At 70.1% G+C, this 22,129-nt stretch carries 24 protein-coding genes and 3 tRNA genes; 17 read left to right on the forward strand and 10 right to left on the reverse strand.

The window, feature by feature from the left end; genetic code table 11:
• Positions 1–18 precede the first annotated feature (18 nt).
• From ABD785_RS26955 to ABD785_RS26985, 7 genes are all read left to right on the forward strand, one after another.
• Positions 19–1,995, forward strand: coding sequence for an FtsK/SpoIIIE domain-containing protein (locus tag ABD785_RS26955; protein ID WP_344833583.1), 1,977 nt, complete (start codon positions 19–21; stop codon positions 1,993–1,995).
• Positions 1,996–2,184: 189 nt separating this feature from the next.
• Positions 2,185–2,595, forward strand: coding sequence for an RRQRL motif-containing zinc-binding protein (locus tag ABD785_RS26960; RefSeq protein ID WP_344833585.1), 411 nt, complete (start codon positions 2,185–2,187; stop codon positions 2,593–2,595).
• 36 nt (positions 2,596–2,631) lie between these two features.
• The gene (locus ABD785_RS26965) at positions 2,632–2,907 is read left to right on the forward strand and encodes a hypothetical protein (RefSeq protein WP_344833588.1); all 276 of its coding nucleotides are present in this window, start codon (positions 2,632–2,634) and stop codon (positions 2,905–2,907) included.
• Positions 2,904–3,833, forward strand: coding sequence for a bifunctional DNA primase/polymerase (locus ABD785_RS26970; protein ID WP_344833591.1), 930 nt, complete (start codon positions 2,904–2,906; stop codon positions 3,831–3,833). The genes ABD785_RS26965 and ABD785_RS26970 overlap by 4 nt, the downstream gene beginning before the upstream one ends.
• On the forward strand, positions 3,830–4,996 hold the full coding sequence (locus ABD785_RS26975; RefSeq protein ID WP_344833594.1) for a DUF3631 domain-containing protein: 1,167 nt from the start codon (positions 3,830–3,832) through the stop codon (positions 4,994–4,996). Before ABD785_RS26970 ends, ABD785_RS26975 begins: the two co-directional genes overlap by 4 nt.
• A 106-nt stretch (positions 4,997–5,102) precedes the next feature.
• The gene (locus ABD785_RS26980; protein WP_344833597.1) at positions 5,103–5,336 is read left to right on the forward strand and encodes a helix-turn-helix domain-containing protein; all 234 of its coding nucleotides are present in this window, start codon (positions 5,103–5,105) and stop codon (positions 5,334–5,336) included.
• Positions 5,336–6,529 carry a tyrosine-type recombinase/integrase gene (locus ABD785_RS26985; RefSeq protein WP_344833599.1) on the forward strand — a complete coding sequence of 398 codons (1,194 nt, stop codon included), beginning with the start codon at positions 5,336–5,338 and terminating at the stop codon, positions 6,527–6,529. Before ABD785_RS26980 ends, ABD785_RS26985 begins: the two co-directional genes overlap by 1 nt.
• A gap of 76 nt (positions 6,530–6,605) precedes the next feature.
• Here the strand turns inward: ABD785_RS26985 and ABD785_RS26990 are convergent.
• Positions 6,606–6,682: transfer RNA gene (locus ABD785_RS26990), tRNA-Phe, on the reverse strand.
• A gap of 11 nt (positions 6,683–6,693) precedes the next feature.
• Positions 6,694–6,767: transfer RNA gene (locus ABD785_RS26995), tRNA-Asp, on the reverse strand.
• A gap of 160 nt (positions 6,768–6,927) precedes the next feature.
• Here ABD785_RS26995 and ABD785_RS27000 point away from each other — a divergent pair.
• Positions 6,928–7,674: a class I SAM-dependent methyltransferase gene (locus ABD785_RS27000; protein WP_344833600.1), complete on the forward strand. Its 747-nt coding sequence runs from the start codon at positions 6,928–6,930 to the stop codon at positions 7,672–7,674.
• Positions 7,675–7,690: 16 nt separating this feature from the next.
• Here the strand turns inward: ABD785_RS27000 and ABD785_RS27005 are convergent, their stop codons facing one another.
• Positions 7,691–8,188, reverse strand: a complete 498-nt coding sequence (locus ABD785_RS27005; protein ID WP_344833601.1) for a DinB family protein — start codon at positions 8,186–8,188, stop codon at positions 7,691–7,693.
• An 84-nt stretch (positions 8,189–8,272) separates the two neighbouring features.
• Here ABD785_RS27005 and ABD785_RS27010 point away from each other — a divergent pair.
• Both ABD785_RS27010 and ABD785_RS27015 read left to right on the forward strand, forming a co-directional pair.
• Positions 8,273–8,346 (forward strand) — tRNA-Asp (locus tag ABD785_RS27010).
• A 26-nt stretch (positions 8,347–8,372) separates the two neighbouring features.
• Entirely contained in the window at positions 8,373–9,038 is a 666-nt protein-coding gene (locus ABD785_RS27015) for a hypothetical protein (RefSeq protein WP_344833602.1), read from the forward strand.
• A 29-nt stretch (positions 9,039–9,067) separates the two neighbouring features.
• Here the strand turns inward: ABD785_RS27015 and ABD785_RS27020 are convergent, their stop codons facing one another.
• On the reverse strand, positions 9,068–9,571 hold the full coding sequence (locus tag ABD785_RS27020; protein WP_344833605.1) for an O-acetyl-ADP-ribose deacetylase: 504 nt from the start codon (positions 9,569–9,571) through the stop codon (positions 9,068–9,070).
• A 135-nt stretch (positions 9,572–9,706) separates the two neighbouring features.
• Between ABD785_RS27020 and ABD785_RS27025 the strand changes: the two genes are divergently transcribed.
• The 4 genes from ABD785_RS27025 to ABD785_RS27040 all read left to right on the forward strand — a co-directional run bounded on the left by ABD785_RS27025 (position 9,707) and on the right by ABD785_RS27040 (position 13,374).
• Positions 9,707–10,693, forward strand: coding sequence for a hypothetical protein (locus tag ABD785_RS27025; protein ID WP_344833607.1), 987 nt, complete (start codon positions 9,707–9,709; stop codon positions 10,691–10,693).
• 71 nt (positions 10,694–10,764) lie between these two features.
• A complete protein-coding gene (locus ABD785_RS27030) occupies positions 10,765–12,621 on the forward strand; it encodes an N-6 DNA methylase (protein ID WP_344833609.1) in 1,857 nt (618 codons plus the stop codon).
• A gap of 148 nt (positions 12,622–12,769) precedes the next feature.
• Positions 12,770–13,117 carry a cadmium resistance transporter gene (locus ABD785_RS27035; protein ID WP_344833611.1) on the forward strand — a complete coding sequence of 116 codons (348 nt, stop codon included), beginning with the start codon at positions 12,770–12,772 and terminating at the stop codon, positions 13,115–13,117.
• Positions 13,114–13,374, forward strand: coding sequence for a cadmium resistance transporter (locus ABD785_RS27040; RefSeq protein ID WP_344833613.1), 261 nt, complete (start codon positions 13,114–13,116; stop codon positions 13,372–13,374). The genes ABD785_RS27035 and ABD785_RS27040 overlap by 4 nt, the downstream gene beginning before the upstream one ends.
• 272 nt (positions 13,375–13,646) lie before the next feature.
• Here ABD785_RS27040 and ABD785_RS27045 read toward each other — a convergent pair whose 3' ends face one another.
• Positions 13,647–15,134 carry a ribonuclease HI gene (locus ABD785_RS27045; RefSeq protein ID WP_344833616.1) on the reverse strand — a complete coding sequence of 496 codons (1,488 nt, stop codon included), beginning with the start codon at positions 15,132–15,134 and terminating at the stop codon, positions 13,647–13,649.
• 308 nt (positions 15,135–15,442) lie between these two features.
• Between ABD785_RS27045 and ABD785_RS27050 the strand changes: the two genes are divergently transcribed.
• Both ABD785_RS27050 and ABD785_RS27055 read left to right on the forward strand, forming a co-directional pair.
• Positions 15,443–16,324: a hypothetical protein gene (locus ABD785_RS27050; RefSeq protein ID WP_344833619.1), complete on the forward strand. Its 882-nt coding sequence runs from the start codon at positions 15,443–15,445 to the stop codon at positions 16,322–16,324.
• A gap of 691 nt (positions 16,325–17,015) precedes the next feature.
• Positions 17,016–17,456 (forward strand): hypothetical protein, encoded by a 441-nt coding sequence (locus ABD785_RS27055; protein WP_344833621.1) that lies wholly within the window; start codon positions 17,016–17,018, stop codon positions 17,454–17,456.
• 426 nt (positions 17,457–17,882) lie between these two features.
• On the opposite strand, the gene ABD785_RS27060 is transcribed toward ABD785_RS27055, so the two are convergent.
• The 3 genes from ABD785_RS27060 to ABD785_RS27070 all read right to left on the reverse strand — a co-directional run bounded on the left by ABD785_RS27060 (position 17,883) and on the right by ABD785_RS27070 (position 19,937).
• Positions 17,883–18,083, reverse strand: coding sequence for a hypothetical protein (locus tag ABD785_RS27060; protein WP_344833624.1), 201 nt, complete (start codon positions 18,081–18,083; stop codon positions 17,883–17,885).
• A gap of 160 nt (positions 18,084–18,243) precedes the next feature.
• Positions 18,244–18,795: a signal peptidase I gene (gene lepB / locus ABD785_RS27065; protein WP_344833626.1), complete on the reverse strand. Its 552-nt coding sequence runs from the start codon at positions 18,793–18,795 to the stop codon at positions 18,244–18,246.
• Between the two features lie 44 nt (positions 18,796–18,839).
• The gene (locus ABD785_RS27070) at positions 18,840–19,937 is read right to left on the reverse strand and encodes a DUF2786 domain-containing protein (RefSeq protein WP_344833629.1); all 1,098 of its coding nucleotides are present in this window, start codon (positions 19,935–19,937) and stop codon (positions 18,840–18,842) included.
• An 89-nt stretch (positions 19,938–20,026) separates the two neighbouring features.
• Between ABD785_RS27070 and ABD785_RS27075 the strand changes: the two genes are divergently transcribed.
• Positions 20,027–20,599, forward strand: a complete 573-nt coding sequence (locus tag ABD785_RS27075) for a hypothetical protein (protein WP_344833630.1) — start codon at positions 20,027–20,029, stop codon at positions 20,597–20,599.
• A 54-nt stretch (positions 20,600–20,653) separates the two neighbouring features.
• On the opposite strand, the gene ABD785_RS27080 is transcribed toward ABD785_RS27075, so the two are convergent.
• Positions 20,654–20,968 (reverse strand): hypothetical protein, encoded by a 315-nt coding sequence (locus tag ABD785_RS27080; RefSeq protein ID WP_344833632.1) that lies wholly within the window; start codon positions 20,966–20,968, stop codon positions 20,654–20,656.
• A 10-nt stretch (positions 20,969–20,978) separates the two neighbouring features.
• Entirely contained in the window at positions 20,979–22,067 is a 1,089-nt protein-coding gene (locus ABD785_RS27085) for a L,D-transpeptidase (protein WP_344833634.1), read from the reverse strand.
• Positions 22,068–22,129 lie beyond the last annotated feature (62 nt).

Genomic DNA, 22,129 nt, shown 5'->3' on the forward strand with positions numbered 1-22,129 from the left:
CGAAGGAGCAAGGACAGCATGACCGCCGAACCGAACTTCTCCAACGACCCCGACCGGGACCTGCCCGACCACACCCGGCCCGACGCCCAGATCGTCCCCTTCCCCAAGGCCCCCGGACACGCCCCCGACGACGAGCAGGACGACACGCCCCCCATTGAGGGCCGGATTGTCGAGGGCGTCCCGAACGTGCCCGGCCGGAAGCCGAGCGGCCCGCAGATGTTCGCCGACTGGCGCGCGTCCGCCGAGCAGCTCGTCAACGGCGTTGTCGAGCTGGCCAAGCGCCCCGACCTGGTCATCAACGCCGTCCTCAAGCACGAGCTCTATTACGGCACGCTGGGCACTGGGCGCGGCATCCGTGCCGCGTGGTCCTGGGCGACCGCCGCCGAACTCAACGCCCAGTTGGGGAGCAACCCCAAGATGGTGCTGGAGCTCCGCAAGTCCCGTCAGCGGATGGGCGCGGCCGGTCTGGGCCTGTCCGTGCTGGCCACCGCCGTCATCTGGGCCGCGTTCGGCCCGTTCCTGTTCACCCTCGCCGCACTGCTGGGGCTGGGCGCGGTGGGCGCGGCGGAGCGCAAGCTCCGTTCGGCCGGCAAAGGCGACGGGGGGCGCGGGGCGCTGGGCACCCACCCGGGGAGCAAGGCCGTCCGGTTCGCGCTGGCCGCCGCCAAGCTGGGCAAGCTCGACCAGATCCGCGTCATCGGGGCCGTCACCCGTGACGCCAACGCGTGGATCGCGACCGTGGAACTGCCGCCCGGTACGACCTACAAGACCGCGACCAAGAAGCGCGGAGAGATCGCGTCCGCCATCGGCGTGGCCGAAGTACAGGTCGCCCTCGACCCGGTCAACGGCCACAACGGGCGCGTCAAGCTGTGGGTGGCGGATGAGGACCCGATGCAGGGAGACCGGGTGGAGAATCCGCTCGTCTCGCAGGCGGCCGGTACGAGCTTCTGGACCGACAAGGTCTTCGCGGGCCGCGACGCTCGGGGCCGCGCGGTCGCGTTCTCGCTCGTGGAACGCTCGTACCTGATCGGTGGGGAGCCGGGCGGCGGCAAGTCCGTGGCCAGCAACAACATCCTGTGCTTCGCCGCCCTCGACCCCTACATCGACCTGTACCTGGGGGACGGCAAGTACGGCTTCGACCAGATGCTGTTTGAGCCGCTCACCAAGGGCGTCATCGGGGACCGGCAGGGACACGACCCCGTCATGGAGATGCTGGAGACCGTCCGGGAGGAGATGAACCGCAGGTACAAGTTGCTGCGCAAGCTGGGCACGCCGAAGATCACGCGAGAGATCGCAGTCAAGTACGGGATCAACCCCATCCTGCTGCACCTCGACGAGATCCAGACGTGGTCCGCGTCCGGCGACACCAAGGCCGACAAGGCGTTCGTGCTCTCCGTCGCCGACATCGTCGGCCGTGGGAGGGCCGCCGCCATCGTCACGGGGGCCGTGACTCAGCGTCCCGCCGCCGAGGTCGTCCCGACCCGTCTGCGCGACATCCTCAGCATCCGCTGGGCGCTGCGCTGCACCACCCCGGACGCCTCAGACACGATCCTGGGCGCTGGCCGTGCCTCCCAGGGCTACAGCGCCGCGACGTTCAACGCCGACCAGCGCGGGGCCGGTTACCTGCTCTCGGAAGGCGCGCTCCCGATCCAGACCCGGTCCGCGTTCCTCAACGAGACGGAGCTGTCCGGGCTGGCCTCCCGCGCCTACGACCTGCGTCAGGCGGCGGGCACCCTGCCCGTGTCGGCCGAACGCCCGGGCGTCAAGCTCCTGCTGGCCGTCGTCGAGGCGCTGGGCGGTCACCCCAAGGGCGGCCACACCGCCGACATCCTCGACGCCCTCACCCAGATGGACGGCTACGACGGCTGGGACGCGGGCAAGCTCGCCGCCGCCCTCAAGCCGCTCGGGGTCTTCCCCCGACAGGTGGACATCGACGGCCGCAACCGCAACGGCTACCGCCGCGACGACCTCACGCAGGCCCTCGACAGGGCCTGAAACCGGCCCTAAGACCCGCCTAACCGGCCTCTGGCAGGGGTCTAGATCTAGGCGCATCGCCCCTAGGAACTAGGCCCCGCCCCTAGCCGATCACACCCCATCTGGCCAGCACAGACACCGTCCTAGACGCCCTAGAGACCCTCCGCCAGAACCCCCAAAACCGCCACCCGTACGGAGGTGCGTCCCGCCATGCCCACGACCAAGACCAAGCGACCCCGGATCACCCGCGCCGACCGGTTCATGGACCCGACCGGCACCCGCTACGGCCTCCCCACGTGGCCGTGGCGGATGGCCCCCGCCCACCTGCTCACCCGCCGCCAGCTCACCGCGAACGGCCTGCGCCCGGGCGGCCAGCCCATCGCCGGACAGATCCTCTGGGGCTCCCGCAAGCCCCCGTACGTCCGCGTCGCCTACCTCTACGACGTCCGCTTCGCCCTGCCGAAGCGCACCGCGACCCCGCACCAGTTGGCCGCCCTCGACAAGGCCAACCGCGCCCGCCGCACCTGCCCCCGCTGCCAGCTCGACGCCGGTTACACCCTCCCTACCCGCTACGGCTGCTGCCTCGACTGCCTCACCGACTGGGAGCTGCGGGCCGCCTAGCCCGCCTCACCCGAATCTGAGAAGGAGGAACCACCGATGACCACCGGCGACTGTGCCCGCTGCGGCACCCTCGACGACCTCAACGGCCTGGACCTGTGCGACGACTGCGCCTGCTCCCAGTGCGGCGACGACCACGACGACGAGCCCTGCCCGGCCGAATACGACGGCGACTGCGACGCCTGCGGCGGCCCCTGCACCTGGGGCGTGCCCGCCGACGAGCCGTATGAGGCCGACCACGACGACTACGACCCGCGCGGCTACCCCGTGCGGCAGGACGAGCCCGACCCCTACGACGTCGAGGCCGACCAGTGAGCGGCGGGACGTTGCCGTTCGCGCTGGCCGCCGCCCGTCGAGGGTGGCACGTGTTCCCGCTGCGGCCCGGGCACAAGACGCCACTGGCGGGCTTCACCGACTGGGAGCAGCACGCGACCGCCGACCCCGACCGGATCGCCGCGTTCTGGGGACGCAGGCCGTTCAACGTCGCGGTCGCGTGCGGGCCGTCCCGGCTCGTGGTCATCGACCTCGACACGCCCAAGCCCGGTAAGACCCCGCCGCCCGAGTGGGACCTGCCCGGGATCAACGAGGGGGCCGACGCGTTCGCCCTGCTGTGCGAGCGGGCGGGCCAGCCCTTCCCCACCAACACGTTCGCCGTGCGGACCCGCCGCGATGGACTGCACCTGTACTACGACGTCCCGCCCGGGCTGGACCTCCGGAACACCAACGGCCGTCACGGCTGGCTCATCGACACCCGAGCGGGCGGCGGGTACGTCGTCGGCCCCGGCTCCCACGTCGCTCTCCCGGACGGCACCGGCACCTACGACGTCGTCAACGACGCCCCGCCCGCGCCCCTGCCCGGCTGGCTGCTGGAGATCCTCACCGCGCCCATCCCGACGCCCACACCCCAATTGGGTGCCCGCTTGTCCGGCGACGTCGCCGACCTCGACGGCTACCTGCAAGCGGCACTCAACGGGGAGGCGCGGCGGGTGGTCGAGGCGCAGATCGGGGGCCGCAACCACGCGCTCAACAAGGCCGCCTACAACCTGGGGCGTCTCGTGGGCGCTGGAGCCCTTCCCGAGCCTGTTGTAAGGGAAACCCTGACAGAGGCCGTCAGCATCCATCTCAGCCCCGGCAGGGACGGTTTCACCGAGACCGAAGCGCTCGCCACCATCAACGCCGCGCTCACCGCAGGGGCGCGGCGGCCCCGCACCATCACCCGACGCCAGGAGGTAGCCGCGTGAACCCCGAAAGCCCGCCGACCGGTGCGGAGCTGCTGGACGCTCTGCATGACGCGCTCAACAAGTACGTGATCCTGCCCAGCGTCGAGGCCGGACACGCCGTCACGCTGTGGATCGCCGCGACCCACGCTCAGCCCGCCTGGCCGCACGCCCCCCGGCTGGTCATCCGGGGGCCGGAGAAGCGGTGCGGCAAGTCCCGGCTGCTGGACGTCGTCGAAGCGACGTGTCACGACCCGTTCATCACGGTCAACAGCAGCCCGGCCGCCGTCTACCGGTCCATCACCGAGGACCCGCCGACCATGCTCGTGGACGAGGCCGACACCATCTTCGGTCCCAAAGCGGACGGGAACGAGGACCTGCGCGGGTTGCTCAACGCGGGCCACCAGCGCAACCGGCCCGCGAAGCGGTACAACGCCGAGACGCGTAGCGTCGAGTCCATCCCCACCTTCGCCATGGCCGCACTCGCCGGAATCGGCGCGATGCCCGACACCATCGAAGACCGCGCCGTCGTGGTCAAGATGCGCCGCCGCAACCGAGCTGAGCCCGTCGCCCCGTTCCGCCACCGCCGCGACCGGCCCGCCCTGCGCACCGTCGCTCAGCAGCTCAACGACTGGTTGCGCGCCGACCTCGACACCCTGGAGCGGGCCGAGCCGGACATGCCCGTCGAGGACCGGGCCGCCGACACCTGGGAACCGCTCGTGGCGGTGGCCGACCACGCGGGCGGGCACTGGCCCGACCGCGCCCGGGCCGCCGTCCTCGCCCTCACGGGAGAGACCGACGAAGAGCAGATGTCCCCGCGCCTGCGACTGCTCACCGACTGCCGCAAGGTCTTCGGTGACGACACCGGCCTGCCCACGTCCTTGCTGCTGGAACGGCTCAAGGCCGACCCCGAAGCGCCCTGGGCAACGTACGGGCCGAACGGCCTCACCGCGATGAAGCTGGGCGCGCTGCTGCGCGAATACGACATCCGCTCGACCACCGCCCGATTCAGCAACGGCCAGCTCCTCAAGGGGTACCTGCGGGCCGACTTCACCGACGCCTGGAGCCGCTACTGCGGCGACCCCAACCCGCCCGCCGACACCGGCCCCGACGCCGAAATCGTCATCCTCGCCAGGGGTACCCGTAACAGCCGTAACAGCCTCGAAAGCCCTGCTCAGAGCATGTGAGGCTTCATCCGCTGTTACGGCTAAGGCGTAACAGCAAAACGAGCCGTAACAGGCTGACCAGCGAAAACGACCCTGTTACGCCTGTTACGGCTACCCCCCTCAGCACGTGCCCGAACAGCACTCGGGAGGCACCGTCATGCCCGCCGTCCTCACCCTCTCCAAGGCCCTCTACACCGTCCCCGAAGCGATGGCCGTCCTGTCGCTGAGCCGCTCCCAGCTCTACCGGGAGATCGCGGCGGGACGCCTCACGATCTGCAAGTCCGGCCGTGCCACCCGCGTCAGCGCGGGAGCGATCGCGGCCTTCGTCACCATCCTCGAAACCACGGAGGTAGCAGCCTGATGACCAAGCGACGCAGCAGGGGAGACGGCGGCCTGCACTGGGACGAGCAGCGTCAGCGCTGGATCGCGTCCGTGACGGTCGGGTACCACCCGGACGGCCGGCGCATCGTCCGCAAGGCCAGCGACCCCACCAAGTCCGGGGCTCTCCGCAAGCTCAAGGAGAAGGTCCGCGACCTCGACGACGGGCTTGCCGTGGGCGACGGCAGCCACACTGTGGCCGACGCCGTCAAGTACTGGCTGGAGTACGGGCTCAGCGGACGCTCACCCAAGACGGTCAAGGACTACCGGGGGTACGCCGAGAACCACGTGATCCCCGGACTCGGCAGCAGGAAGTTGCGCGACCTCACCGTCGAGGACGTCGAGCGCTGGCTCAACGCCCGGACGGGTGAGCTCAGCACGCGGTCCCTGCGGATCCTCCACTCGATCCTCAACCGGTCGGTGAAGAAGGCCCAGGCCATGGACCGCGTGAAGCGCAACGTCGTCGAGCTGGCCGAGATCCCCGAGGGGCGCGCGGGCCGCCCGTCCAAGTCGCTCACCCTCGCGCAGGCTGAGGCCGTCCTCAGCGCGGCCCCGGGCTACGCCCTTGAGGCGTACGTGGTCCTGTCGATCCTCACCGGTGCCCGTACCGAGGAACTCCGTGCGCTGACGTGGGCGCTCACGGACCTCGACGGCCAGCCCGCCGCGTTCGGGATGCCGATCATTCCGCCGTCCATCATGGTGTGGCGCTCGGACCGGACCGGGGGCGACACCAAGACCCCGAAGTCCCGCCGCACGCTGGCGATGCCGCTCCGCTGCGTCGAGGCGCTCCGCGCGCACAAGGTGCGTCAGGACGCCGCGCGGGAGAAGGCGGGCGACCGGTGGCAGGGCAACAGCCTGGTGTTCTGCACCCGTACGGGCCGCCCGCTCAGCGCGGACAACGTCAAGCGGGACATCCGCCCCATCCTCAAGAAGGCGGGCCTCAAGCCGGAGGACTGGACGCCCCGCGAGTTCCGGCACACGTTCGTCTCGCTGCTCTCCGACTCGGGGGTGCCGCTGGAGAGCATCTCCCGCTTGGTCGGCCACCAGGGGACGGCGGTGACGGAGCTGGTCTACCGGCACCAGATCCGGCCCGTCATCCAGGACGGCGCGACGGCCATGGACGAGATCTTCCCGGCGATGCCCGGAGAGGACGAAGAGACGCCCGGAGCGGCCTAGTCACCCAGTTAGGCACCCACACGAGAAAGACCCCGCATCCGAGATCACGGATCGGGGTCTTTTCGCTGGTGAACAGTGGTGGCCAGGGGCGGGGTCGAACCGCCGACCTACCGCTTTTCAGGCGGTCGCTCGTACCGACTGAGCTACCTGGCCGGGTTGTTGCGCGGTCCTGACGGGACTTGAACCCGCGACCTCCACCTTGACAGGGTGGCGAGCACTCCAACTGCTCCACAGGACCTTGGTGCTGCGCCCGGGGCTTGTGCACTTCTGCTCCGGGGCAACGTGGAAGAGCTTAGGTGATGTGGGGGGAGACTGCCAACTCGATAACCCGGGGCTACGATCTGCTGGCTGTGACTACTCCGGGTGATGAGGGTGCGGTTCGTGGCACTTCGGGCTGGATGGCGGGGTTCCGGGCCGAGGAGCATCGGAGGGAAGATCGGTATCTGGAAGATCCGTTCGCTCAGGTTCTCGTGCCGGCGGGGGAGCGGCCGGCCGTGGGGGACGAGGCGCCCAACGCGATGGTGATCATCCGGGGGCGGCTGGTGGACGAGACGGTGCTCTCGGCCGTCGAAGAGGGGGTTCGGCAGATCGTGTCGCTGGGGGCGGGGAGCGATACGCGGGCCTATCGGCTGCGGCTTCCCGGGGATCTGCACTACATCGAGGTGGATCTGCCGGGGCAGCTGGCGGAGAAGGCGGGGCTGCTGGAGGACTTCCGGGCGTCGTGCCGGGTGTCGCGGCTGGAGGTCGATCTTCGGGGCGAGTGGGGGCTGGAGGGGTTCGATCCGGCCGTCCCCAGCCTGTGGACGGTGGAAGGGGTCTTCTACTACCTGCGGGAGGAGCAGATCGGCGATGTGCTGCGGAAGATCACGGAGCGGTCGGTGCCGGGGTCCTGGCTGGCCTTCGACGTTCCGCATCCCGGCTATCTCGCCGCCGCCGAGAACCAGGGGTTCCTGCGGTTCATGGCGGAGCGCGGGTCGGGCTTCACCGGTGCGATGGCCGATCCCGCCGCCTGCCTGGCGCGGTACGGGTGGGAGGCCGAAGCCCATCTGCAGGGGGACCTGAACGGGGTGGGGTGGGTGCCGCCCCTCCCCGGACGGCTGGCTCGGAGGCAGGAGATCTGGTTCGTCCGGGCGAGGAAGGCCTGAATCACCGCATGAGGCGCTATTCGCCTCGGGTGCCGTCCAGGAGTTCGCGGAGGATGTCGAGGTGGCCGGCGTGACGGGCGGTCTCCTCGATCATGTGGATCATGATCCAGCGGAGCGAGACCGGGGAGCCGTGGCGGTCCAGGGACGCGATCGTGTCGAGGGGGAGGTCGGCGACGGCCCGGCGGGAGGCCGTCGTCTGGGCCTCGTAGGCGGCCAGGACGGTCGCCAGGAGGAGGCCGTCCGCGCGGAAGTCGGCGTCGGGGTCCTCGTCGGTCCAGGGGGCCAGGTCGGGACGGCCGAGGAGGACGTGCTCGAACCAGTAGTGCTCGACCCAGCGCAGATGGCTCACCAGCCCGGCGACCGACATGTCGGGAGAATCCGGGAGCAGGCGGCGGTGGGCGTCGGGCTCGGACAGGCCCTCGCACTTGGCCGCGACGGTCTCCCGGAACAGGTCCAGGAAGGCCGGGAGGGTGGTCCGTTCGTCGGCGGTGAAGGGCGTCGTCGTCCGAGTCATGATCAGGGAATTTACCGGGTGGCTGCACCAGTCCCCGGAACCCCGTATTCTGTTCGTCGTCGCCCTCCGCGAGGAACGGCGTGAGGTCCTGTGGAGCAGTTGGAGTGCTCGCCACCCTGTCAAGGTGGAGGTCGCGGGTTCAAGTCCCGTCAGGACCGCCCTTTTTGGTCTAGATTCTCGCGTTATGGACTCCTGGGTTCGTGACGCCCTCTGCTCCTCCGAGCAACCCGTCCCCGGTAAGCGGTGGAAGCTGTCCGTCGGCGGGATCATCGGACGGCATCCGAAGACGCCCGGCACCGTCCGCAAGCTGCTCGGCCTCCTGGACGACTTCGGCGCGGTGGAGATCGGCCCCGACGAGATCGGCTTCGACGGGACGACGGTCGCCTGGGACCGCGTCATCGAGATCCGGCGCCACAGCACCGCCGATCTGCTCCCCGACGTCGTGATGGATCGTGAGGTCGACCGGATCCGCGACTTCCTTCCGCCCGTCCCGGGCCGCAAATGGGTCGTCACCAGGGCGACGGAGACACTGCTCACCCTGGTCATGGCCGCCCGCGGCGCAGGCGGCGGAGACTCGGTGATCCCCTGCGAGATCGTCTACCGCAACCGTCTCGGCCGGACCGCCGAACTCCCCGCCGGGCTCTTCGCCGCGACGATCCTCACCCTCATGCCCGCCGCGTCCGAGACGCTGATGAGCACCGCCCACCAGCGCGGCATCCCGATCATCATGGTCGCCTCGACCTCACCGAAGGCCGACCGCGCCGAACGCCTCCGCAAGGCGAGCGCCCGCCTGGCCGATCGCGTCAAGGCCCTCCACGCGGGCGACCGGCCGGCCGGCCCGCCCTCCTGATGACCGGGACGCCCGGAAGACACGGCGTGTCAGAGCCGGGCGGTGAAAGCCCGGCGGACGTCCTCGGTGAAGAGGACGAAACGGGCCTCGCTCACCCGGGTGCCGGTGGACCGGACGGTCTCGAGGGCGATGCGGGCGGCGTCGTCGAGGGGCCAGCCGTAGACGCCGGCCGACACCGCGGGAAAGGCGACGGTCCGGGCGCCCAGCTCGTCCGCGACCCGGAGGGATTCGCGGTAACAGGAGGCGAGCACGGCCGAACGATCATCGGTGGGCGACCAGACCGGGCCGACGGTATGGATCACCCAGCGGGCGTCCAGGCGGCCCGCCGTGGTGGCGACGGCCTGGCCGGCGGGGAGGCCGCCGCCGTAGTGCGAGGCGCGCAGGGCCCGGCAGGCCTCGAGGATCTCGGGTCCGCCGCGCCGGTGAACGGCCCCGTCGACGCCGCCACCGCCGAGCAGCGACGAGTTGGCCGCGTTGACGATCGCGTCGACGGTCTGCTCGGTGATGTCGCCGAGTTCGAGCTTGATCTGCACGGCTCCTCCAGGGGATCGGACTCGCAGCGTACTGAGGCCCGCTGGAGCGGTCCGTCGGCAATCGGGTCCGGTCTGTGACCTCTGGCCGGATCCTGCCTGGTCGGGATGTCGGGCCCGGCCGGTAAGTTGATCGTCATGCTGCTTCAGGCGTGTGGGAACGCGGTGCGTGCCGCGCGGGAAGGCGGAGACTTCAAAGCCCACCTCCAGGCGGCGCTGGAGGCCGCCCCCACGGCGGCGCAGGATGATCTGACCCGGGCCGCGCACCGTGTCGTGGACGTCGCCGCCGAGCTTCCGCCCCAGCTCGGCTGCTGGTTCGCGAACCTCGCGGGCGCCCTCGCCGAAAGCGGTGCCGACGTCGACGGCATCCCCGTCATCGAACGTCTCAGCGGGGTCTCCTCGGGCGCGCTGACCTTCGCCGAGGCCTGGGGGCCGCACGTCCCCGCCGCCGAGGACGGCCCCACACCGGACATCTACCGCGAAACTCAGGCGATCCTGGGCGACCGGACCCGCATCGCCATGCAGTGCTGGTACGCCCTCCCGCAGTTCGCGAGCGCCGCCTGCACCCTGCTGTCCCTGTCGCCGGCCACCCGCGCCGCCGTCGACGACACCGACGAGCTCGTCGACCGCGCCGCCGCCCACTGCCCTCAGCTGGACTACGTCCGCGACCTGCGGCGCGTCCTGGACGGTGAGCAGCTCCTGATCCTCGACCGCACCACCCGGCAGGGCTGGGGCGTCGAGATCCACGGCGTCGGCGACAACTTCCAGCTCCACACGCTGCTCGCCGCCGTGCTCGTCCCCGATCATCTCCCCGGACGCCCGGTCGACCCACGCCACGTCGACGCCTTCACGACCGGTGAGTCCAGCCCGATGACGCCGATCGTCACGGGCTGGTGGAACCTCGTCGACGTCAACGGGGAGTGGATCTGGAACGAGGGCGTCCCCGCCGACATCCCGCTGTTCGGCGACTCCCGGGTCCTCGTCCTCGACCCCCCTTCCTACGAGCGGTCCTGGTCGCCGGGGCGCCGCTTCCCCCTCATGCCCGCCACGCTCACCCTCACCGCCACCTACGATCCCGCCGATCTGACGGCCTGGTGGCCGACGCTCAAACCGCCCGCCCGCTGATGTGATCCGGGTTCACAGCCCGTCGCGGACGCGGTGAGTGATGCCCGGCCGCACGCGGGTACGGGCCGCCCGTGAAAAAGAACTCCGCCGCGACGGTCACCGCCGCGGACATCGCCAGGCTCACGGGATTCGGCAGGGCGGCGGTCAGCAACTGGCGGCGGCGCTACGACGACTTCCCCCAGCCCGTCGGAGGGACGGCCAGCAGCCCCCATTTCGCACTGTCAGAGGTCGAGGAATGGCTGGTCAGGCAGGGGAAGGGCGTCCAGGTCGCGGCGGAGGAGCGGTTCTGGCAGCAGGTCAGGTCGGCCGTCGACGATCTCGGCCTGGCGCAGGCCGTCGGGGACTTCGGGATGCTGCTGGCGGTGGGCGGCGAGAGCCCTTTCGCCGCTGAGCTGCGGGAACTCGCCGCTGAGAACGGAGCGTCGCGGACCTATGAGTTCCTGCTCGACCGGTTCGTGGAGGCGCACGCGCGGCGGGTCGCGATCACTCCGGACGAGACGGCGCGGCTGATGGCCGCACTGTGCGGGGTGCGGGGGGCGAGCGTCCTCGACCCGGCCTGCGGGACCGGGACCCTGCTGCTCGCGGCCGCCGAGCAGGGCGCCGAGCGGGTCTACGGACAGGACCGCGATCCCGCGTTCGCCCGGATGTGCGGGGCGCGGATGGCGCTGCGCAGCGGCGAGCGGGCGCCGGTCCAGGCCGAGACGGCCGAAGGCGACTCCCTGCGCGCGGACGGCCTGGACGGTGTGCTCGTGGACGTCGTCCTGTGCGATCCGCCGTTCGCCGAGCGCGGCTGGGGTTACGAGGAACTGACCGGCGATCCCCGGTGGACCTACGGGCTGCCGCCGCGCGGTGAGCCCGAACTCGCGTGGGTGCAGCACGCCCTGTCGCATGTGAAGCCGGGTGGGCGGGCGGCGGTGCTGATGCCCGCGGCCGTGGCGGATCGCAGGTCGGGGCGGCGGATCCGCTCGCAGCTGTTGCGGACGGGTACCCTGCGCGCCGTCTTCGAGCTGCCCGCGGGGAAGGCGTCGGGGTCGCCCGCGGCCCCGCAGTTGTGGCTGCTGCGACGGCCCGCGGAGGGCGACGCGCTGCCCTCCCATGTCCTGCTCGGGGACTTCGGGCGAGTGGAGGAGTTCGAGGAGCGGGTGCTGGAGCTGTGGAAGGAGTTCGGGGAGCGTCCGGAGGTCGGCGGCGAGTACGGGCGCGGGATGGCGATCATCGATCTGCTGGATGACGTCGTGGATCTGACGCCGTCCCGTCATGTGGTGCAGTCGGTCGCCCGGGGGATGGATTTCACCACCGTGCGGGAGAGTCTTCAGTCGCTTCTCGCGGAGCTGGGGGCGGCCGTCGCGGCGCTCGGGTCGCTCGCCGAGGAGCGGCAGGGCTTTCCGATGACGACGGTCGCGGAGCTGATCCAGAGCGGGGCGGTCACGGTCAGGCAGGCGCCGATGAGGATGGAGATCGACGGAGGGCCGGTTCCCGTTCTGACGGCTCAGGACGTGACGCTCGGCGGTGAGGCGTCCGGGCGGACCTCGGAGGGCGACGGGCTCGTCCGTCTCCAGCGTGGGGATGTGGTGGTGCCGGTGCTCGCACGCCGGCTCGAGGCCTATGTGATCACCGAACCCGGAGGGGCCGTCGCCGGACCTCACCTGCAGGTCTTCCGGCCTGAGCCGGCTCGGTGCGATCCCTATTTCCTGGCGTGCTTCCTGCGGGCGGCGGGGGTGGGCCGGGCCGGGACCACGAACATCTCGCGCGCCGACGGGCGTCGGGCGGCGGTTCCGCGCCTGCCGCTGGAGGCTCAGCGGCCCTATGGGGAGGCCTTCCGGAAGCTGCAGGACGCCGTCCAGATCCTGCGGCGGGCCGGGGAGCTGGGGGAGACCTTCGTCGCTCTCGGGTACGAAGGGCTGGCGGCGGGGGTTCTGCGGCCCTGAGCTGGGTTCGTTGCGGGTTACCGGTGGCCCGGCTCTCGAGGTGCGCATCCGGACGGCACTCGCCCGGCGTTCGTGGCGCTTCGGGAACGCTGAGGACGGGCCGACCGAGGGAGGGGGGGACGATCAGGCCGCCGGTAGGTTCTCGGTCGTGGACGGCATCCTGGGAACGGTCGTGACGGCGGCGGGAATGTTCGCCGGGACGAACGTGGACGACATCATCGTCCTGACGGTGCTGTTCCTCGCCTCGCGGGCCGGTGGCGTGCCGCGGCCGTGGCGGATCTGGGGCGGACAGTACGTCGGGATCGCGGTTCTCGTGCTGGTATCGGTGGTCGCGGCGCTCGGGCTGACGATCGTGCCGGATGACCGGGTCGGGCTGCTGGGTCTCGTTCCCTTCGCGCTGGGGGTCAAGGGCCTGGTCGCGGCGGTCCGTGCTCGCGGCGGCGGGCGGGACGCCTCGTCGGCCGTGGCGACCGGGCTGCTCTCGGTGGCGGGGTGACGATCGCCAACGGTGCCGACAACATCTCCGTGTACACGCCCGTGTTCCGCACCATCGGAGGGCCCGCCACCGTGGTCACCATCGGGGTGTTCGCCGTCGGGGTCGCGCTCTGGTGCCTGGCCGCGTCGTGGCTCGGGTCCCATAAGAAGATCATCGAGTGGGTCGAACGCTCTGGGCAGTGGCTGGTTCCCGGCGTCTTCCTCGTCATCGGCAGTTCGGTCGTCATCGAGTCCGGCGTCATGGGAAAGATCTTCTGATCCGTCGGGACGGCGGGGGCCGCCGGGTGGATCAGCATGGGCGGGACTCGTCGGGGACGGCTCTGACCTCGTGATTCGCCGGTTGTCCACAGGGCTTCTGACGCTCGCCGCTGAATTTCCGTAGCGTCCAGGTGTGCGGTTCGCGGAGTTGCCGTCGGTCGTCGGCCTGATCAGGTGGCTTTCTCCGTCTCGCGAGGCGCATCTGGGCGACGCCGCTTCGGCGCCGACTCGAGACGGGCGCAGAGGGGGTTGCCGAGTCCAGGGGCTGCCGCTCACGCCGATCTCTGGTCCGTCCAGGAGGTGAGGAAGGAGTTGACGAGGTCCGCGGCGCGTGTCTCGGCGTCGTACTTGAGAGAGGCGCGTCGCCGGCCGATCGAGGCCAGGGAGTCGGCGGCCTCGTTCAGCAGATGGCCGGAGTGCCCCTTGACGTGCTGGAAGGTGAGATGAGGACGTTGCGAGAGCTGACGGGCCAGCGGAAGCAGCCCGGCAGGATCATCCTGATACCCCGCGGGCAGCGCCAACGTCTCCCCCTGCTGCCAGCGCCACAGATAACGCAGCGCCGGAATCGAGTCGACCAGGATCGTCATCGGAACGGCCGGATCAACCGACGTGAGCAGCAGCTGCACGGCCCGCAACTCGGTGACGAGGATCTTGCTCGGCCCCGTCCGGTCCTGCGGCCCCACAGCCCACGACCCCACCCCCCAGAACCCGTCCGTGGTGAGGAACCCCATCCCCCCACGCCCGTTCTTCCAGCTGGCATCCGTAGCCGCCACCAGCGGCCGAGTCCCCGACCACCGCGACAACTGCCCACCCAGCGCATCCCCCCGAGCACCCCCCGCCCGCCGAACCCGCACCCTCCGCCGAGCATGGGACGTCCCACCAGCGGCTCCAGGCTTGGCAGGCAGGTCCGGGGTTGCGGGAGCTCCAGGCTTGGCAGGCAGGTCCGGGGTTGCGGGAGCTCCAGGCTTGGCAGGCAGGTCCGGGGTTGCGGGAATTCCGGGCTTGGCCAGCAGGTCCTGCGCTGCGGGAACTCCGGCCGCGGCCCGCCGACCCGGGGCCGCGGGAACTTCAGCCGTGGCCGAACCGCCGTCCGAGTGCTGATCGCTCCTGACCTCGCCGGGCGTTGCGGTTCCGCGTCGCGGTTCCCCGGCCGTCCCACGATCCTCAGCCCTGTCCGGGCCTCTCCGATCGATGCGCTCGTCGCCGTTGACCGTGCCCGTGGCCGTGTCTTCGAGACCGCTGCCGTAGGTGGCGCCCACGGCGCCAGACACGTCGCTTGCGTGGTGGCGGTCCCGGATTCCGCCGCCCTCGACCGGGGCCGCGCCGCTGCGCTCGGTGAGGGCGGTGCGCTTGAGCTCGGCGAGGGGCAGGGGGCGGACTCGTTCGGGGAGGGTCCTCGTTCTCGCCGCCGCGGACGAAGGGGCCGGGGGCGTGGCGCGTGCGCTGTCGCCGGGGGCCGTGGGCTCGGGGCGGTGGTCCGCGGGGGTGGCCGGGACATGGGAGATGCGGAGGAGGGGATGGTCGTGGGCTGCGGGTGTGGTCAGGGTGCGTTCGGCGAGGGACAGGAGAGTCTCGGCCGCGGGCTCGGAGGTGCGGGCGGCGGTGAAGACGAGGCGGGTCACGGAGCCGACTTCGCGGCAGCCGGGACACGGGAGGGGGAGCAGGGCGTAGCGCTGCAAGCGGGCCACGCGAAGGGCCAGATGGGCGGGCAGGATGGCCAGTCCGAGGCGGAACTCGGGGGCGGTCATCGAGGGTGTCATGGGCGAGCACCTCCCTACCGGGCGTGTGACGATTCTGACGACCGATGGAGGCGTGGAGTTCCCACCCCGTTCACCGTTGTCATCAGGGGTCCGGTAAGGGCACTATTGCCCGCATGCTCACGGATGTATCGATCAGCAGGCTGACCAGGGGAAGAGCCGGGCGGAAGACGCCCGACGATATCCAGTCGCTTCTGTTCCGCCTGTGGATTGTCGCATTCGCCCTGAAAATGGTCGGATCGTCATGGGATGTCGCTTGGCATTTCAAATGGCTCCGCGATGACCTGGCTCCACCGCATCTGCTCAACGTGGTGGGCAGCGTCCTCGCCATGGCCCTGGTCGGCCTGCACTGGTACACCGGGTTCGGCGTCGACAAGACGGCCAAGCGCCTGCTCGAGGTCGGCATCGCCATCTTCATGGTCGCGATCCCGGTCGACGTCATCAACCACCGCGTGAACGGGCTCGACATCACCTCGTGGAGCCCGTCGCACGCGCTGCTCTACATCGGCACCGCGCTGATGCTCGCGGGATGCTGCCGGACGGCGGCCGGACATCCGGTCGTCCAGGGCGTCTTCTTCGCGTTCTTCCTGGAGAACTGGCACTTTCCCGCGCAGCACCAGGAGTACGGCGTCCTCGAACTCCGGTCGTGGGACGCGGGCCGTCCCTACGCGGAGCCGAGCCTGCTGGAGTTCGCCGCCAAGCAGATGGGACGCCCCGTCGACCGCGTCATGGTCGAGGAGTTCTCGCTACCCGTCTCCGACTGGGTCTACCCGCTGTGGACGCTGGCCGGCGGCATGCTGGTCCTCGTCGTGGCCCGCCGGGTCATCGGCCGCCGCTGGACGGCCACCGCGATCGTCACCGGCTACCTCGCCTACCGCGCCGCGATGTGGGTGTTCCTCGACCTCGCGCACTTCCCCGCCTCGCTCCTGCCCGTCTTCCTGCTCGCCGGCGCCGTCACCATCGACCTCTGCTTCCACTACCTGCCGAACAGCCCGATCGCCGGAGCGCTGCTCGTCACGATGGCCGGTTACGCCGCCCTGTTCGCCCAGGCCTTCTTCGCTTCGGCACCGCCCTACGCCTACGCCGCCCTGCCCGTCGCGGGCCTCCTGCTGTCCATCGGCTGGTACCTGACGTCCCGCCCGCTACGCCTCCCCCCGGCCGCCGAACGGATCGGACGCCCCCTGCGCAGATGACACGCCAGGACATTCGGGCGCGTTTCCGGCGGATCGGCGACTTTCGACGGGCGACGGGATTCGCGGAGCGGTCCCGACCAGCGCAGCCGGGCAGATCGGCCGGGCAGATCAGCCGGGCTGGTCGGTCGGGCAGGTCAGCCGGGCGGATCGGCCGAGCAGGTCAGCCGGGCGGATCGGTCGGGCAGGTCAGCCGAACAGGTCTGCCGGGCGGATCGGCGGAGGTGGGACCGGTTCGATGGCCGATCAGCAGAGGAGGAACCGGATGGCCGTGCCGCTTGGCCGGGCGCGTCGGTGGGAGGAGCCGATCAGCCGGGGCTGGCCGGACTGGAGGAGCCGATCAGCCTGGCCGGGTCCGGCGGAAGATCGGCCAGTCTGGGTGGAAATGATGTGGGGAGCGGATCGGTCGGGACGGGTGGGGGTTGGGCTGTGAGGCATGCCCGGTAGGGGTGAGTTGGTGTCGAGTCGGCTAGGGTTCGCCCGGTCGGTGGCGGATTTCGGATGTGTTCACGGGTCGGGCTGGTTCCGGTGGCGGGGCTGAGGCCGATGTGGCAAAGATTGCTCGGAGAGGTGTCGAATGATCCGCGTCCTGCTCGCTCTGGCTCTGGTTCCGCTGACGGCGGTTCCGGCGGCTGCGGCTCCTGCCAAATGCCCGGCCGGACTCTGGAAGATGTCGGGATATCAGGCGAAAGGCGTGTCGTCGGTCTATGACACCGCGCTGACCTCCAAGGGAGGAGCCGGTGCGCGGTTGAAGATCGCGGGGTCCGTCTTCACCTGGGACTTCAAGTCCGCGGCGAAGATCGTCACATCCGGTCGTACCAACGGGGTGAAGATCTCGGAGTCCGCCCTCTACCGCCGGGTGCTCCGCCACAAGGTCATGGCGAAGTCGGGCAAGTTCACCACCAAGCGTGGCAGCGCGACGGGGACCGCTCTGGTCAAGACCGTGACCACACGCCCGGAGAAGGCCAAGCGCCTGCAGAAGGTCGCTCCACTCGTCCGCAACGAGACCGCGACCATCATCCCCACCGGCAAGGTCGCCTACGCCTGCACCGCTCACGGCCTTCACTTCCGTCGCACGATCAAACTGGACGCCCATGGCGGCCGCGACATCACCGACTGGTGGTTCACCCGCTGAGAGCCGGACACCCGCCGCTCTGACCCATCCCACGAGGTCTCGATCCTGATCGACGACCTGGCGTCCGTGCGGCGCCGGGTCGTGCCGGGAGTCAAGATCCATGGGCCCCGCCGAACACGCCACTGCGTCAGGCACGTGCTGACCCCGCACCTGCCGGGCGAACGGGCCCTTCCACCCTCGGCACACCCACCTGGACACCGTCGGCCAAGTGACGGCCGCCTTTTCCTCGCCTCCCTGGGCGAAGGATGTGAGTGAAAGGTGTCGCATGCCGGGCGCTGAGGCCGGGGACCGGGCGCCGGCGTTGGACGCAGGGGGCCTGGGGGCCGGTGTCAGATGCCGTGCGGGAAGGGAGGCGTCGGATGCTGGGCCGCCGGGTGCCGTCCTGTGCTGAGGGTCGGGTGCTGGGTGCTGGGGTCCGGGGCGTGGTCAGTGGAGGATGGTGATCACGATGAGGAGGGCCGTGCCTAGGACGATCAGGTAGAGCATGGCCTGGATGAAGAGCTTGATCAGGGCTATGAGCATCACGATCAGGCGGTAGGCGATCGTGGCCAGGGTGGCGAGGGTTGCGGCCAGGGAGAGGGCGGACGCGTTGGCCGAGGTCTCGGAGATGGTGGCGAGTAGGGACATGGAGCCTCCTGTGGGGTTGGCTCCATCACACGTTGTCGCCGTCATCCACTCACTGTCACGAGACACTTTCGGGGCGTGCCGGTGAGCACATCGCGACCTCGGGGGAACGCCGAAGGCCACGCGTCGGGCGGGTGCCCGGCCGCGTGGCCTTCGGGAACGGCTATCCGAGCCAGGTCATCCTGGGGATGGGCCAGATGATGACGCGGGCCTCGCCGACGACCGAGGAGATCGGGACGAAGCTGTGGTCGCGGGAGTCCGAGGAGCCGCCGCGGTGGTCGCCCATGACCCAGAGCATGCCCTTCGGGACGGTCACCGGGCCGAAGTCCTGGCGGTTGTCCTCGTAGACGTAGGGCTCGTTGAGGGGCTTTCCGTTGACGGTGACCCGGCCCTGGGTGTCACAGCACTCGACGACGTCGCCGGGGGTGCCGATCACACGCTTGATCAGGTCCTCGCGTGGCCAGTCGCCCGTGCCGTGGAAGACGATGATGTCGCCCCTGGACGGATCGGTGAACCGGTAGGTCACCTTTTCGACCAGGACCCGGTCGCGGGAACAGTCTTCGCAGCCGTGCAGGGTCTTCTCCATCGATCCCGAGGGGATGTAGAAGGACTGCACCAGGAACGTGCGGATCAGAAGCGCCAGCACGACCGCCGTTACGGCGAGGAACGGCAACTCTTTGAAGAACGACTTCTTCTTGGGCGGGGCAGACGTCACCCTGGACAGCCTAGATCGTGCGACGGTAACAGTCGCGTAAAGGGTCAGTTCAGATCCGCCGCGTCGGCCGCCCGTCTGCCCTCCCGCCAGCCGTCCATGTCGTGAACTGCCCGACTTCTGACGGTCTTGAGCTGGGGAAACAGGTTGTCCACAGCCCGCTCCACGGCTTCGTTCCTTTCGGCGAGTATGGGGAGGAGGTCGTCGGTGACGAGTTCCTCTGTCGTCTGGCTGAGGCGTTCGCCGATCCGGTTCACGTAGGAGGTGAGGAATGCCTGGCGGAAGCGCTTCTTCGAGCCGTTCTTCGGCATCGCCCGGTCGGCCTGGAGCAGCAGCGAGGTGTAGAGCAGCTCGACGGCGTCGAGGTCGGCCGGGAAGCCGAGCACGGTCGAGAAGCCGAGCTCCGCCTGCCAGACGGCCCTGCACCGGTTGGCCTCGGCCACCACGTGCAGCAACGTCGCCTTGGCCTCTTCGTAGGGGTTGTCGACGGGCAGCCGCATGCCGGTGGGCGCGTCGTCCCTGTCCACCGACGCGATGCTGTGCCGCGCCATGATCTCCTGAGCCCTGGTGACCAGCGCCTCGGCCTCGGCCGGATACTCCGTCGACTCGGCCTTGGCCAGCATCGCTCTCACCCGTCCCAGGACAGGGCTGTCGATCCGCTCGCTTCGCTGCAGGCGGGCGATCCGCGGCAGCCGCCGTGTCGCCGCGACCGTCTCCAGCAGCACGCTGACGGCTTCGAGACGATCGATCCGCTCCTTCAGGGCCCATCCGGCGAAACCCGAGACGACCTCGCCCTTTCCGGCGGCGGGCTCCTTCCGTCCGCCGGTCCGCTTGCTCCCATTGCCCGAGCCCGAGCCCGACCCCGGTCCAGGTCCCGGGCTGGGGGCCGAGCTCGGGTTCACGTCAAGGGAGGGCAGGTGGGTGAGGACGGTGGCATGGACGGGGGTGTGGAAGCGCAGGAGGTGGTAGCGGAGGTCCTCGGGCTGCCAGCCGCGGGATCGCGCGGTCTCGAGAGAGTCGAGGAGGGCCGTCCACAGGGGAGCCTCGGCGGAGGTGTCGGCGGCCAGGAGGGCGACGGCCGTGTCCCGGGTGCGGAGATCGTCGGTGGAGAGCGCTTCGGCGATCAGGCGGTCCGGGTTCGTCACGGGACCATCGTCCCATTCCCCTTTTGTGCGCAACCAGTTTGCCCTAGTGTGCCCCGAAGGTCCGGAGGATGGTGTGAGGGAGACAACAGGTGCGCAAGGTTGCAATGCTCGGCGTCGTGGTTCTCGGAACGGCCGGAACGGTCGCGTTCAGCGCCTCCGGGGCGTCCGCGGCGTCCAAGTGCTGGGTCGGTTCGTGGAAGGTGACCAGCGCGTCGGCTGACATCTCGTCCCCCAGCCTGAAGTTCAAGTTCAAGGGTGGCAAGGACATCAAGCTGAAGCTCGACAAGAAGGGCAAGGCCACCTACAACTTCAGTGGCTCCAAGCCGTTCGTCGGCTCGGGGACCATCCCGCCGGGGATCCCGACGACCGCGTCGCTGAGCCTGTCCAAGAAGCTGACCATGTCCTACACGGTCGCGGGTTCGGCCAAGGGCAAGCTGTCCGGGAAGCCGAAGACCGCCAAGGGCAACGCGCTGCTGACCGTCAAGGCGGCCACCGGCAACCAGAAGATCGACATCGTCAAGGCCGTCAGGCAGGGCGGCGACTTCGGGGTCCTGCCCCGCAAGGCGACCTACACCTGCAAGGGCAAGACCCTGACGATCAAGCAGAAGATCAAGGAGAAGGGCCTGACCTCGGTGACGAGCTGGAAGGCCCGCCGCGCCTGACGGCCAGGCCCGTCCGAAGGCCTGATCCGCCGGGCGCTCAGATCCGTCCGGCGGTCAGTCCTCGTCCTCGAGCTCGAGGACTCCGTCCGACTCGCTGATCTCCAGGATCGCCTCGACGGGTTGCACCTCGTCGATGCGGTCGACCAGCGCGAGGACGTCGTCCGGGCTGATCAGCCAGCGCAGCGCCGATGCCCCTGAGGGGTCGGAGTTGATCTGGTCGATCTGGTCCTGCCGTTCCTGCGCGTCCAGATCCTGGGCGCGCAGGTCGGCGAGCGCCGCCGCCTGGAGCGCGTTGACCTCTCCGACCTCGACGATCAGATCGACGGTCACGCGCAGGTAGTGGTCGGCGTATGCCTCTTCATCACTCACGGTGATGATGCTATCGGGTGGGCCGGGAACCGGTCCTGCCGGTCCATACCGACCACGGGACCTGCCAGAAGCCCCAGCCGTTCCGCCAGTCCAGGATCCGCTTCGTCCCGGTGATCGTGATGATGTCGCCGCGCAGGGTGCGCCTGTAGAACCAGCGCGCGTCGGCGGGCGAGACGTTGACGCAGCCGTGGCTGACGTTCCTGTTGCCCTGCGCGGACACCGACCAGGGCGCCGCGTGGACGAACTCGCCGCTGTCGGAGATCCGGACCGCGCTGGAGACCCGCATGTCGTAGTAGCCGGGATCCCCGGGACGCCGCCCCGGGGAGATCATCCGTTCGGGGTCGGTCTTGGCCATGGCCAGATGGACACCGGTGGTGGTCGTCGTCCCCGGCGTTGCGCCGTTGCCGGCACTGATCCGGATCCGGCGGATGATCTTCCCGTTCCTCCGGACGGTCATGACATGGCTCCGGGTGCTGATCGTGCTGGTCAGCGCGCGGTCGACGGTGAAGGAGCGGGTCCGGTCGGCCACGCCGTAGGTGCCGGGGGCCGAACGGGTCCAGGCCAGGCGGGCCCGGAGCGTCACCCGCTGCAGGGGGCGCCAGTGATCGCGGGTCCGGAAGACGACCCGGTTCGGCGCGACCCAGCGCCAGGCGCCCACCTGCTCGGTGTCGACCCAGAGGGCCCGGGTGACGGCCGCGCGCTCACGGACCCTGCGGTTGAACGTCACGATGATCGGCATTCCGACGCCGACCCTCTCACCGGCCTTGGGCGTGATTTCGGTGATCTTGAGAATCTTCACCACCTTGAGCGTGCTGAAACGGGAGACGGCGACCGTCTCGCCTGCTCCGGTGGCCCGGGCCGTGACCGTGTAGGTGCGGCCCTCGTGGAGGGCGGCCGAACGCCATACCGTCCGGTCGGCCGAGTAGACCCCGTCCACACCGGCCTCGACCTTGTCCAGCCGTCCACGGCCGACCCGCACCACGATCGGCGTGTCCGGCCGGATCTGGGTGGCCCCGGCCTCGGGCGTGATCGAGACCACCGGCTTCGCGGGCACCCCCCACACGGGCCCCGCACTCGCACCGACCAGCCCGACACTCACACTCACAAGGAAACGACGCACGCTGCAACCCTGGTGAACCGCCGTCGCGAGCGTCGGCCAAC

Origin of the sequence: Actinocorallia longicatena (assembly GCF_039534125.1) — a bacterium.
GTDB lineage: Bacteria > Actinomycetota > Actinomycetes > Streptosporangiales > Streptosporangiaceae > Actinocorallia > Actinocorallia longicatena.

Excerpts from the sequence above, each read along its gene's own strand:
- ABD785_RS27015 (WP_344833602.1), top strand. The coding sequence starts at position 8,373 with ATGGACTCCTGGGTTCGTGACGCCCTCTGCTCCTCCGAGCAACCCGTC.
- ABD785_RS26985 (WP_344833599.1), top strand. The coding sequence starts at position 5,336 with ATGACCAAGCGACGCAGCAGGGGAGACGGCGGCCTGCACTGGGACGAG.
- ABD785_RS26960 (WP_344833585.1), top strand. The coding sequence starts at position 2,185 with ATGCCCACGACCAAGACCAAGCGACCCCGGATCACCCGCGCCGACCGG.
- ABD785_RS26955 (WP_344833583.1), top strand. The coding sequence starts at position 19 with ATGACCGCCGAACCGAACTTCTCCAACGACCCCGACCGGGACCTGCCC.
- ABD785_RS26965 (WP_344833588.1), top strand. The coding sequence starts at position 2,632 with ATGACCACCGGCGACTGTGCCCGCTGCGGCACCCTCGACGACCTCAAC.
- ABD785_RS27060 (WP_344833624.1), bottom strand. The coding sequence starts at position 18,083 with ATGTCCCTACTCGCCACCATCTCCGAGACCTCGGCCAACGCGTCCGCC.
- ABD785_RS27025 (WP_344833607.1), top strand. The coding sequence starts at position 9,707 with ATGCTGCTTCAGGCGTGTGGGAACGCGGTGCGTGCCGCGCGGGAAGGC.
- ABD785_RS27045 (WP_344833616.1), bottom strand. The coding sequence starts at position 15,134 with ATGACACCCTCGATGACCGCCCCCGAGTTCCGCCTCGGACTGGCCATC.
- ABD785_RS27005 (WP_344833601.1), bottom strand. The coding sequence starts at position 8,188 with ATGACTCGGACGACGACGCCCTTCACCGCCGACGAACGGACCACCCTC.
- ABD785_RS27000 (WP_344833600.1), top strand. The coding sequence starts at position 6,928 with ATGGCGGGGTTCCGGGCCGAGGAGCATCGGAGGGAAGATCGGTATCTG.